Raw genomic sequence first — 11,817 nt, 5'->3', positions numbered from 1 at the left:
CCCGGCAGCCACTGCCCCGACCGTGAAGGACCCCCCATGACAGCCCAGCCGCTCTACTTCGACTGCGACACCGGCATCGACGACTCGATGGCGCTCGCCTACCTGCTGGCCTCGCCCGAGATAGAGATAGTCGGCATCGGCACCGTCAGCGGCAACGTCAACTCCACCCAGGCGGCCCGAAACACCCTGGCGCTCACCCAGCTCGCCGGGCGCGCCACCATCCCCGTGGCCGTCGGCGCGGCCGACCCGCAGGCCGGTACGTACGCGGGCTCCGTGCCCCACATCCACGGCCACAACGGCATCGGTGACATCACCGTGCCCGACTCGGTCCAGTCGGCCGTCGCGCAGGACGCCGCCGACATGATCATCGAGCTCGCCCGCGCCCACCGGGGGAAGCTGCGGCTGCTCACCACCGGCCCGCTCACCAACGTGGCCGAGGCCCTCCGCCGGGAGCCCGGACTGCCCTCGCTGGTACAGGACATCACCATCATGGGCGGCGCCGCCCAGCAGAGCGGAAACGTCACGCCGGTCGCCGAGGCGAACATCCACAACGACCCCGAGGCCGCAGCCGAAGTCCTCGCCGCGCCGTGGGACATCACGCTCGTCCCGCTCGACGTCACCCTCGCGCACACCCTCGAAGAGACGGACCGTCAGCGTCTGCTGGACTCGGGCCGCCCGCTGCCCACCGCCCTGGGCGAGATGATGGACCTCTACTACGACTTCTACCTGGAGACGTTCGGCCGCCGCTGCTGCGCGGTGCACGACCCGCTGGCGGCGGCCATCGCCGTCGGAGGCGTGGTACCGACGCTCGCGCCCAACGTGCACGTCGTGGTCGACGCGACCCAGGGCCCCGGCCGCGGCCAGACCGTCTGCGACCTGCGCGGCCAGTTCCTCAACTACCCACCGCAGGAAGGTGCCCACTGCCGCGTCGTACTGGCGGCCGGCCCGGACTCGGCCGCCCACCTCGTCGAGCGGCTCCTGACACTCTGACCGGTCTGTGTGCTCTGCCCTCCCCTGCCGTCACCCGGGTCGGCACCCGCTTCGGCGGCGAAGGCCGACCAGGCGGCGGGGGTGAGGGTAGTGCGGGGAGCCGGACATCTTCCGAGTCGCGGACGCGGACGACCCCGGGGCGGATGGGGGCCTCCTCGCCCCCTCAGACGAACAGTCCCAGCGCCGCATCGAGCGACCAGGCCTGCCAGCACATGCCGAGCAGCCCGACGGCGGAGATCAGCGCCATCATCAGGTTCTGTCCCTGCTCCGACACGTCGTGGATCATCAGTACGAGATAGATCAGGCTGAGAGCCAGGCCGGCCACCAGGGCGACCGGCGTGAGGAGACCGGCGATCAGTCCGAGGCCGAGGGCCAGTTCCGCGTAGGCGACGACGTACGCCATCGTGCGCGGCCGTGGCTTCACCATGAGGTCGAAGCCCGAACGGACGAAGGCCCAGCGGTGCTCGGACGCGATGCCGGCCGCCCACTGGATTCCGCCGCCGCCGAACCACGTCTTCTTGTCCTTGTGGCGCCAGCTCTCCAGCCACCAGAGGCCCAGCCCGATCCGGAGCACGGCGAACCACTCGGCTCCGCTGATCCACATCGTCTGCATCGGCCGCACTCCCTAGATTTAACTGATGAGGCGTCAGTTCAACGGATCCGCCCCGATCGCGCAAGGGTGCGCGAGGGGCCGTTTCCGGTGGGGTGCTTGTCGTCCATCGGCGTACGCCATACCCTGAATCTGATGGAGCGTCAGATTCGAGTCGGTGAAAACCGGCAGGCAGTTGGGGGTAAGTGGAGTGGTCAGCAAGAAGATTGACAGCAGTGAGCTTCCCCGCGTCATCAGCGTGGACGACCACGTGATCGAGCCCGCGCACCTCTTCGAGACGTGGCTACCGAGCAAGTACCGGGACCGGGGACCGAAGCCGTTCACGGCCGGCATCGGTGAGCTGGCGTACGTCGGCGGGAAGTACAAGTTCACCACCGATCCGGAGGGGCAGATCACGGACTGGTGGGAGTACGAGGGCAGCATCTTCCCGTACAAGCGGATCATTGCCGCCGTCGGCTTCTCCCGGGACGAGATGACGCTCGACGGCATCACGCGCGAACAGATGCGCCGTGGCTGCTGGGACCCGAAAGCCCGTCTGGAGGACATGGAGCTGAACCACGTCGAGGCATCGCTGTGCTTCCCGACCTTCCCGCGCTTCTGCGGGCAGACCTTCGCGGAGGCCAAGGACAAGGAGGTGGGCCTCGCCTGTGTCCGCGCGTACAACGACTGGATGGTCGAGGAGTGGTGTGGTGACAGCGGCGGCCGGCTGATCCCGCTGTGCCTCATCCCGCTGTGGGACATCGACCTCGCTGTCGCGGAGATCCGGCGCAACGCCGCTCGCGGCGTGCGGGCGGTCACCTTCTCCGAGATCCCGACGTACCTCGGGCTCCCGTCCATCCACTCCGGCTACTGGGACCCGTTCTTCGCGGCCTGCGAGGAGACCGGAACCGTCGTCAACATGCACATCGGATCGTCGTCGCAGATGCCTGCGGCGTCGCCCGACGCTCCTCCCGCCGTGCAGGCGTCGCTGAGCTTCAACAACGCCATGGCGTCGATGATGGACTTCCTGTTCTCGGGGGTCCTGGTGAAGTTCCCACGGCTCAAACTCGCCTACAGTGAAGGCCAGATGGGGTGGATCCCCTACGCCCTGGAGCGCGCCGACGACGTCTGGGAGGAGCACCGGGCCTGGGGCGGGGTCAAGGATCTGATCCCGGAGCCGCCCTCGTCGTACTACTACCGGCAGATCTTCTGCTGCTTCTTCCGGGACAAGCACGGGGTCGAGTCGATCGAGACGGTCGGCGTGAACAACGCGACCTTCGAGACGGACTACCCGCACGTCGACTCGACCTGGCCGAACACGAAGCAGGTGGCGGCGGACCACATGGCCGGGCTGTCCGACGAGGTGGCTTACAAGCTTCTGCGGGGCAACGCCATCCGGATGCTGGACCTCCCGTTCGACCGTGACCGGTAGTCGCTGCCGTCAGTAGCCACCACCGCGTCGCCGGTGCGGCCCTTCCCCCGCCGCGGGAAGACCCGCGCCGGCGTCAGTCCAGCACGCTCGCGTCAGTGTCCAGTGCGCCCGCGTCAGTCCAGTAGGCCCACGTCAGTGCAGTACCTCGGCGTCGATCCGGGAGAAGACCAGCTCCGTCTCCCCGGTGACCGGCCGGTTCCACCGGCGCGGCGGCTCGGGGTGGCTCAGGGCTCGCGGGTAACTCCCGGGCCGGTAGTCGTTCGGCAGCCGGTACGCGTGGAAGCCGCGGCTTCGCATGGTCTCCATCAACTCATCTACGGTAAAACCGAGTTGGGCCATGCGAGCCGGTGTGACCTCCACGGCGATCTCCACGTCCGTACGCATCCGGTCGAGTACCGGGGCCAGCCCGCGGACGACACCGCCCTCGGCGCCCTCGACATCGATCTTGACGACCCTTGCCCGGGCGATCTCGTCCGCCTCCAGGAGCTCCGCCAGCGGGTACGCCTTCGCCTCGAAGGTCGACTCGGCCGGCCCGTCGTACGGCACGATCGAGTTGGCCCCCATGTTGGCCGAGCTGGCGAGCACGAACGTCAGCGTCTCCTGCCTGTCCGACACCGCGGCGTTCACCGCACGGATGTTGTCGCAGTGGTTGAGTGCCGCATGCTGCAGCACCCGCTGGTGGAACGCCGGTGACGCCTCGACGGTGACCACCCGGCCCTCCGGGCCAACGAGACGCGATCCCAGCAACGCGAAGTAGCCGACATTCGCACCTACGTCCACCAAGACATCTCCGCTGGTCAGCCGCCCCTCCAGCCACCGGGTCATATGCGGCTCCCACACGCCTGACAGCTGGACGAACCGTTGAATGAGATCGCGCGAATCGCAGGCCATGAGCGCGCCGAAACGGGTCGTGACCACACGCCGGCGCGGGTGGTCACGGAGGTACGGGTTCAGGTAGCTGGCCACGAGAGGCCCCTTGAGGACGGAGCCAGGGGCGTTGCGCACGTACCCACGGACCAACGTGGCCATGAGCTCCGATGCGCGACGGCGGGCGGAAGGAGGCATGTCGTGACGGTATGAGGCGGACCGGTCCTCAGCAAGATCCCCCGGCCGCCCCCGGTGGAGAGGGGGCGGGCATGACGTACGAGTAGGGGCATGACGTATGAGTGGGGGCGGGGATGGCATCGGCTCTGACCGTCGGCTACGTTGAGCGGCATGACTACCGGGACGGCCTCGCGCCACACACGGATTGGTGACCCGGTGCTCTTCTGAGCACCGTACGGGCCGGTGCTGGCCCGCTGTCCGTCCGAGGGCCAGGCGCTGCCGCGCGCGCTCCGCCTCCGTCGTGTTGATCACAGGCTCGATACATCAACCACGACAGGAGAACTCCCATGGCCACGAAGGCAATCAAGACGATCAAGGCGCTCAGGAAGCTGCAGATTCCCACCGCGGACGGCCAGGCCGACGCCTTCGCCGCCTTCCCCGACGACGGCGAGCGGCATCCGGGGGTGCTCATGTACTCGGACGCCTTCGGCGTGCGGCCCGTGCTGGAGGAGATGGCCCGTGAACTGGCGGGGCACGGCTACTACGTACTCGTCCCGAACCTCTACTACCGGCACGGCCCGGCACCGGTGGTGGAACTTCCTGAGTACATCGGGGAAGAGGCCCGGCCCGCGGTCTTGGCCCAGCTGCTGCCCCTGCTCAAGGCGCACACCCCCGCACGTGTCCTGCGCGATGCCGACGCCTACCTCGGGTTCCTCACCGCCCGGCCCGAGGTCAGCGCCGGACCGGTCGCCGTGACCGGCTACTGCATCGGCACCCTCTTCGCGCTGCGCACCGCGGCGGCCCACCCCGGTCAGGTGGCCGCCGTCGCCGGATTCCACCCCGGGTTCGTGGTCACCGACGCGCCCGACAGCCCGCACCGCCTCGTCCCCGAGCTCACCGCCGAAGTCCATCTCGGCCTCGCCGAAGGAGACTTGACGCCAGAGATCATCAACGAGCTCTACCAGGCCCTGGACGCGGCGGGTGCCGGCCACACCACTGAGATCTACCCCGGCACCGCCCACGGCTTCACCATGGCCGACACAGACACGTTCAGCGCCTCCGGGCTGAAGCTCCACTGGGACCGTCTGCTCTCTCTCCTCGGCCGTGCCCTGGCCGGCAGCTGAGGCTCAGGCTCGGAAGCCCCGGACACCCGGATATGCCCAGGCCTCCCCGGACCGCCGCGTACGGCCCCGGTCACTCCGAGTCCGAACTGCTCATCGGGTAGCGCCACCGGAAGGAGCGCAGCGCCCGCGCCCGAGCTTCGACAATCGCCATGCGGGCGTTCCGCTCGGTGGTGTCGGTGTGCGCCGCCTGCCCGGTGGCCTGGCCCTCCCACTTGCGGTAGAAGAGCCCCGCATCGGACGAGAACCAGCCGCGCGCCACCGAGTTCAGGGCGAGCAGCAGACCGGTGTCCTCGGAGGCCGGAAGCGCCATCCAGCCTCCGAGGGCGACCAGGAGATCGCGGCGTACGAAGAGCGTCGCCGGGTGGACCTGCGCGCGGAAGTCGTGCGCCGCCCAGTAGTCGAGTACGGCACCGGGTTCGACCGGCCCGTGGTCCGGGTCGCCCGGGAACCCGGCAGTCGATCCGTCGGGGAGCAGATCGAGTACGCGCGAGGTCGCCCAGCCGATGGCCGGGTCGGCCTCCAGCGCCGCGAGGTCGCGGGCCAGCGCGCCCGGGGCGAGCTGGTCGTCGGCGTCCAGGACCTTCACGTACTCGCCGTCGGCGCCCGCCAGGGCGATGGTGCGCGCGACTCCGGGTCCACCCCGGCGGCCCTGGCCGAACGTGATCCGCTTGTCGTCGGGGATGTGCGGAGCGACCTCGTCGGTCGTGCCGTCCTCCTGGATCAGCCAGTGCCATTCCCAGCCCTCGGGAAGCTCCTGAGCGCGGAGGGAGGCGTACGCGTCTTGCAGGAACCGGGCGGATGGGGCGTGTACGGCCGTGACGATGATGATGCGCCGGGTCACGGCTCACCACCTTTCCAAATGAGTCGTGAAGATCGTTTCGGTACGGTCCCCGGGGTGCGTGACGTCCGACATCTCGGCAACGAGGCCTCCGGTGTCGACCAGCGTCTTGCGGAGCACCAGGACCGCCGTGCCTGGAGGCAGGTCCAGCTCCTCCGCCTCCTCGGCTGTCGGCGGACGAGCGCTCACCCGCTCTTCGACGCGGTCGATCTCGACGCCGACGGTGTGGAGCTGGTTCCAGGTGCCGCCGGGCCAGGGCTCCTTGGTCTCGTCCAGGAGGTCGGGATTGCTCTCGATCCGCTCGCGGACCAGATAGGACGTGACCAGGCTGAAGGGGGCGCGCTCGGCGCTGTGGCGCGTCCGGTAGGTGCGCTCGACGAGCACCGTGCCCTCGGCGATCCCCATGGCCGCCGCGATGTCCTCGTCCGCCGTGATCTCGCGGTAGGCGGCGCGGAAGATCAGGTCGCCGACCTCAAGGCCGGTGTCGTGCTCCGTCGCCCCGGTCTGCGCGCGCTTCTCGTGCGGCTGGCGTGCCCGGTCCTTCTCCCACTGGTGCCGGGTGTTCGTCCGCTGCACCGCCGTGCGGGCGCGACGGACGAAGCTGCCGCGGCCGTGCACCTTCTCGATCAGCCCCTCCGCCTGGAGGAGACGCAGGGCGTCCCGGACTGTCGGCACGCTCCGCCCGTACTGCTCAGCGAGCCTGGTCTCCGCGGGGAGTTGGTCGCCGGGCCCGAGCCGGCCTGTACGGATGGACTGCCGGAGCTCGTCCGCGATCCGCTCGTACGCCTTCGCCACCGGTGTCCACCGCTTCCCTGGCCCACGGCTTCTGGCCTGCGTCCTCCTCACTCTACGACTCCTCAAGAGGTCTTGACGAGTGGAGAAGGCTGGCTTGCGGAGGGCGGCACCTACGGCAATCCGGAGAATCAAGGATTAATCGCGACCGCATATTGCCTGAAGGTGCGCGCTGTCTCTTTCTTGAAATTTCCTCAGCTTTGCTGAATTTTCTTCAATGTGAACCAGCCGCGATGTGAACCAGCCGCGACGTGAACCGGGTGTGATGCGAAACAGCCGTGACGTGAACCCGTCGCCCGGCTGAAATCCACCGCCCCGCGCAGTGAGAGGCAGGCGGGGCAAGTGTTCACGCACATGGAAGCGCCCGATCGCTGGCGACGGGGGATGCGTCAGCGATCGGGCTGTATCCAACAGTAACAAGGCTTGCTTGCGCAGTGGGAGAACTGCCGCACCACAATGAGGAGTTGTGACCTAGATCACCACTAGGGGTTAGCCGGCGCGGTTACCTGGAGCCCCGGCTCCGTCACTGATCGCACGGAGGGTCGTACGGGAGGCGGGGCAGATACTCGAGCCATTTCTCCGGTGTCAGAACGCCCCGCGTGAACGAGCAAATGCGAGTGATCGCCTTGTCGGGATCCAGGTTCCAGAGCCGGACGCTATCGGCGCCGCTGGACACTCCGAGCAGGTGGCTGTTGGGGCTGAACGACAGGAAATTGCCCGTCTTGGCATTCGGGCTCAGCGATTGGCCGATGGGGGTGGCCCTGGCCGGGTCGCTGACCTTCCAGAGCCGGACGGTGTCGTCGTTGCCGCCGCTCGCCAGGGTGTGACCGTTCTGATTGAACGTCAGGGACACCACCGCTTCGGTATGGCCGGTGAGGGGCGGACCCAGCCGTGTCGCCCCGCGCGGCTCGGTGACGTTCCAGAGTCTGACCGTGCCGTCGTCGCTGCCGCTGGCCAGTGTGCGGCCGTCCGGACTGTAGGCGACCGCGTTGACGGGCCCGAGGTGCCCTTTCAGCGGTGCGCCGAGCCGGGCGGCGTGACGCGGGTCGGCCACGTTCCAGAGCCGGATGACGCCGTCGGCGCTGCCGCTCGCGAGAGTGCGGCCGTCGGGGCTGAAGACGAAGGCGTTGACCCAGCCGCTCTGGCCGCTGAGCGGCGCGCCGAGCGGACGGAGGCGGGACGGGGCGCTGACGTTCCACAACCGTATGGTGCGGTCGTCGAGGGCGGTCGCCAGCGTGCGCCCGTCCGGGCTGAACGCCAGTACGTCGGGGCCGGCGAAACGTGTCCGCAGCGGGACGGGCGGACCGTAGGGGACCGGCCGGGCCGGATCGGCGACGTTCCACAACTGCACGGCGCGGCTGCCGGTCAGCACCGCGAGTGTGCGGCCGTCGGGGGAGAACACCAGCGAACGCACGTCCCCCTCCCCGGGCATGAACGGTTTGCCCAGCTGCACAGGGGTGTTGGGTGCCGCCACGTTCCACAGCCGGATCTTCTCGTCGCGCGCGGCCGTGGCGAGCACCCGCCCGTCCGGGCGGAACGCTCCGATCCGGCCGATCATGTCCGACGTCGGTATCGACCACAGACGGACCTTGTTGTCGCCGCTCCCGGTCGCGAGGGTCCGGCCGTCGGGGCTGAAGCCCACCGCGTACATCTCACCGCTGCTGCCCGAGAGAGGCTCGCCGACCTGGGAGGGGAACGCCGGATTACGGACGTTCCACAGGCTCGCCGTGCTGTCCGCGCTGCCGGCGGCGAGTTTGGTTCCGTCGGGGCTGAAGGCCACTGACCAGATGGGGCCGGTGTGGCCGGTGAGGGGCGCGCCGAGCTGGGAGGCGTGACGCGGGTCGGCCACGTTCCAGAGCCGGATGGTGCTGTCCGCGCTGCCGCTGGCGAGCGTACGGCCGTCCGGGCTGAAGGCGACGGAGTGCACCGTGCTCGTGTGGCCGGTGAGCACCCTGCTGACCGGTTTCGGGTGACGCCGGTCGGCCATGTTCCACAGCCTGATCGTGCTGTCGTCGCTGCCCGCTGCCAGCGTCCGTCCGTCAGGGCTGAACGCCACGGACCGCACGGCGGCGGTGTGGCCGGTCAGAGTACCGATCGGCTTCGGCCGGCCCGGGTCTGTCATGTCCCAGAGCCGCACGCTGTGGTCTTCGTCGGCTGAGGCCAGAGTGCGTCCGTCGGGGCTGAAGGCAAGCAGGTACGACGTGCCGCCATGGCCGGTCAGCGGCGCGCCCATCGGCTTCGGGCGGCTGGGATCCCGTACGTTCCACAGCCGGATCGTGCCGTCGTCCGAAGTACTGGCGAGGGTGTGGCCGTCCGGGCTGAAGACCGCGCTGCTCACCCAGCTCGTGTGGCCGGTGAGAGGTTTGCCCAGCTGCCTGGGGTGAGTCGGGTCCGCCACGTCCCACAGCCGGATGGTCCGGTCGTAGCTGGCGGTGGCCAGTACCCGCCCGTCCGGGCTGAACGTGGTGAGGTATACGGCGCCGGTGTGGCCGAGCAGCGGCGTGGCCAGCGGTGCGTTCACGATCGAGATCAGCCGGTTGTTGGTGGCCTCGTCGCGCGGCCGCAGACGGTGTGCCACCAGGTCGAGCTGGGCCGACAACGACGGATCCGTGAACTGGACGCGATCGGCTTCGGCCACCACCTGCTCGAACACGGCGTCGTCACGCTGCTGCCACGCGACCACAGCCGAACCGACAGCCACCATCGCGAGGACGACCAGGGCCGACACCGCACCACGGCTGATCCAGACGGTGCGCTTGCGCAGCCTGACCGAAGCGGCCAGGAATTCCACCGCGCTCCGGGTCAGGAAGGTGTCACCTGCGGTCTTCGCCCAGCTGCGGGCCTGCTCCAGACGCGAACCCCGGTAGAGGAGTGAACTGTCGCGGTTCGTGCCCTCCCAGGCCCGGCCGTCCTCCTCCAGCTGCTGGCGGAGCAGGTTGCCGTTCCGGTCCTCGCCGATCCAGTCCCGCAGGCGCGGCCAGGCGTGGAGCAGTGCTTCATGGGTGATCTCCACGGTCTCCGCGTCGAGTGTCACCAGTCGCGCGTTCACCAGCGCTTCGAGTGATTCCTCCGCCTTGTCACGGTCTGCCGACTCTTCCGCGAGCTGGCGCCGCGTCTCCCGTCTGCGGGTTGCCTGGGTGTCCTCGCCCACCCGGACCAGCCTGAGGAGGAGCAGTCTCGTGGCCGTGCGCGCTGCCGGGTCGAGGCTGGACCAGGCCCGCTCGGCGGACGCCGCCACCGCACCCCGGATTCCGCCCGCCGCGCTGTAGCCGGCCAGCGTCAGCCTTCCCGCCTTACGCCGCTGCCAGGTGGCGAGCAGGGCGTGGGAGAGGAGCGGCAGCACGCCCGCGTGCGTCCCGCGGGGGCCGTCGTCGCTCACTTCCCGGACGATCAGTTCCGCCAGCCCCGGTTCGAGCTCCAGACCCACGGCCTTGGCAGGGCTCGTCACCGCTTCGCGCAACTCCGATGGGGTCAGCGGCGCGAGCACCATGTGCCGGTGTTGCAGGGCGTCGGCCAGTTCGGGGTACCCGAGGCACTGCTCGTAGAAGTCGGCGCGTATGCCGAGGACTACGAGCACGGGGGCGGGGTCGCCGGTGTCCGTGGGTGTGCACGCGGCGTGCAGGAGCTGGATGAAGGTGCGCTTGTCCGCGGCGTCGGAGCCGAGGGTGAAGACCTCCTCGAACTGGTCCACGATGACGACCGGGCGGGCGGGGGATGTCGTCTCGCGGCGCGCCCATGCGGCGACGGCCTCCCGCGCCGCGTGCGCGAACCGGTGCGTACCGGGCTCCCCGGCCGCGCGTATCCCTACCGCCGGTTCCTTCGCCGCCGGTTCCTTTACCGCGGGTTCCTTCGCGGCCCGCTCCTCCGCGGTCCGTCCTTCCGCCGCTGAAACGATGGGCTCGAGCTCAGGGATCCGGCGAGTCAGCTCCGCGAGAGGATCGTTTCCCGGCACCAGCTGGAGCACGTCCCCCGCCTGGCTGCTTCCGTCACGCAGTACGCCGTTCCGCAGTGCGGGCACCAGGCCGGCGTTCAGCAGGGAGGACTTTCCCGACCCCGAGGCGCCCACGAGCATGACCAGGCCGCCCGTACTCTCCGCTGTCCGGAGCTGAGTAGCGAGGGCGTCCGTGCTCCGGTCCCGGCCGAAGAACCACCTGGCGTCCTGCTGACGGTACGGAGCCAGCCCCCGGTACGGACACACGCCACCGGGGACGGCGGCCAGGGCCTCGTCGCCCGGCGGGCGTCCCTTCTCCTCCGCGGAAGCGGCGGGTTGCTCGCCCACCGGGTCGGCTACCGCGCGCTCCCACAGGCGCTGCCACTGGGCCAGGTCGTACAGGCCGATGGACACCGGCACGGGCTGCGCGCGCCGTGCTTGAGGTATCAGGACGTGCAGTACGGCCGCGAGGGCTATGAACTGGGCCGGCACGTTCCTGGCCCGTCGCCAGTCGCTGATCCGCTGAGCGGAGACCCGTACGGGCCGCCCTCGTTCGTCGGCCCGCTGAAGCCGGACGACCGCGTCGGACACGCTCTTGAGGGGAGGGTTGCCGGCCTCCCTGTAAAGCAGTGCGAGACGCTCCGCCAAGGCTGTGCGTGCCCCTGAGTCGGAACTCAAGGTCTCCACTCCTTACTTCCCCCCACGCCTGGCATCCGGACCGGAAAACTCACCTTATAGGGCTGACCTGGGGTTAGTCGTCGGTCCGGAACCGGAACATCTTCGGCGGTGGCAGTAGATGGCAGGATCACGTCGCAGCAGCGCAGCCACCGGGCGCCGCCCGGCCGGCCGACCAGCTCAGCGCTCGGAGAGGCACATCATGACGCCGCATGTTCTCGGTCGAATTCCACCGGAGTCACGAGAGAGCGGCGGCGGTCTCGCCGCCTGAGCCCGAGAGACCCGTGAAGCCGGTCCCGTCCGGACGGCTGCCGTATCGACCACGTCGACGACGGGTCGAGCCAGACCTCGATCCACGCCGGTACGCCGTCACGGCCCGGGTCGACCCCGCCCGCGTCGTTC

General features: G+C 69.5%; 8 protein-coding genes. 3 read left to right on the top strand and 5 right to left on the bottom strand.

Features of this window, described 5'->3' with window-relative positions; translation table 11 throughout:
* Window positions 1–36: 36 nt before the first annotated feature.
* A complete protein-coding gene (locus tag OG452_RS15695; RefSeq protein ID WP_327296216.1) occupies window positions 37–990 on the top strand; it encodes a nucleoside hydrolase in 954 nt (317 codons plus the stop codon).
* Window positions 991–1,153: 163 nt separating this feature from the next.
* Here OG452_RS15695 and OG452_RS15690 read toward each other — a convergent pair whose 3' ends face one another.
* A complete protein-coding gene (locus tag OG452_RS15690) occupies window positions 1,154–1,603 on the bottom strand; it encodes a DoxX family protein (protein WP_327296215.1) in 450 nt (149 codons plus the stop codon).
* Between the two features lie 187 nt (window positions 1,604–1,790).
* Between OG452_RS15690 and OG452_RS15685 the strand changes: the two genes are divergently transcribed.
* Window positions 1,791–3,011 carry an amidohydrolase family protein gene (locus tag OG452_RS15685; protein WP_327296214.1) on the top strand — a complete coding sequence of 407 codons (1,221 nt, stop codon included), beginning with the start codon at window positions 1,791–1,793 and terminating at the stop codon, window positions 3,009–3,011.
* Between the two features lie 132 nt (window positions 3,012–3,143).
* Here OG452_RS15685 and OG452_RS15680 read toward each other — a convergent pair whose 3' ends face one another.
* On the bottom strand, window positions 3,144–4,040 hold the full coding sequence (locus OG452_RS15680) for an FkbM family methyltransferase (protein WP_405565514.1): 897 nt from the start codon (window positions 4,038–4,040) through the stop codon (window positions 3,144–3,146).
* A 362-nt stretch (window positions 4,041–4,402) separates the two neighbouring features.
* Between OG452_RS15680 and OG452_RS15675 the strand changes: the two genes are divergently transcribed.
* Complete coding sequence (locus OG452_RS15675) at window positions 4,403–5,179, top strand: dienelactone hydrolase family protein (protein WP_327296212.1); 777 nt, start codon at window positions 4,403–4,405, stop codon at window positions 5,177–5,179.
* Between the two features lie 70 nt (window positions 5,180–5,249).
* Here OG452_RS15675 and OG452_RS15670 read toward each other — a convergent pair whose 3' ends face one another.
* The 3 genes from OG452_RS15670 to OG452_RS15660 form a co-directional block, all read right to left on the bottom strand.
* Entirely contained in the window at window positions 5,250–6,020 is a 771-nt protein-coding gene (locus OG452_RS15670) for a glycosyltransferase family 2 protein (protein ID WP_327296211.1), read from the bottom strand.
* Window positions 6,021–6,023: 3 nt separating this feature from the next.
* Complete coding sequence (locus OG452_RS15665; RefSeq protein ID WP_327296210.1) at window positions 6,024–6,812, bottom strand: GntR family transcriptional regulator; 789 nt, start codon at window positions 6,810–6,812, stop codon at window positions 6,024–6,026.
* A 520-nt stretch (window positions 6,813–7,332) separates the two neighbouring features.
* Window positions 7,333–11,427: an NACHT and WD repeat domain-containing protein gene (locus tag OG452_RS15660; RefSeq protein WP_327296209.1), complete on the bottom strand. Its 4,095-nt coding sequence runs from the start codon at window positions 11,425–11,427 to the stop codon at window positions 7,333–7,335.
* Between the last annotated feature and the right edge of the window lie 390 nt (window positions 11,428–11,817).

It is taken from the genome of Streptomyces sp. NBC_01197 (genome assembly GCF_036010505.1).
Lineage (GTDB): Bacteria > Actinomycetota > Actinomycetes > Streptomycetales > Streptomycetaceae > Streptomyces.
This window is presented reverse-complemented; position numbering and strand designations above follow the sequence as displayed.